Raw genomic sequence first — 428 nt, forward strand, 5'->3', positions numbered from 1 at the left:
CGAGCGGTCTTGTGGTGGGTAAGAGGTTCCTAATTGAGCGCATCGTTGAGACGAATTTCCCCCAACTACGGTATCGGGAGGATGCTCAAAATAGGTAGGGAAGAGTTGGTTGGTTTGCTCGTGGCTGTAGAGGAATATGTATCAATGGGTAATAGCCGTAAAAGAGAGTGGTGCGAAGGGCAAGTAGAGCGCATCAGCGATGTTCTTGCAGGATTGGCCTTTATCATAGATGCCGAAGTTGGAGCCATGTGGGGATCGATACTAACGGAAGTTTTGCCGAATATGTGGCCGTTTATGATGAGATTCTCTTTCCGGTGCTTGAGCGAACGACCGTATTGGTCTCTGCCATGCCGATAGCGGCAAATGCCTTTGTGGTAGCTAAAGGTATGGACATGGATGCCCAGTATACGGCAGAGGTCATCATGGTA

Annotated in this window: 1 pseudogene; it reads left to right on the forward strand. The window is 49.3% G+C overall.

Annotated features, from left to right (window positions below):
* Positions 1-248 precede the first annotated feature (248 nt).
* A pseudogene (locus tag EZM41_RS09485) lies at positions 249-428 on the forward strand (hypothetical protein); the annotation flags it as partial.

Origin of the sequence: Acetomicrobium sp. S15 = DSM 107314, assembly GCF_016125955.1 — a bacterium.
In the GTDB taxonomy this organism is placed as follows: domain Bacteria; phylum Synergistota; class Synergistia; order Synergistales; family Thermosynergistaceae; genus Thermosynergistes; species Thermosynergistes pyruvativorans.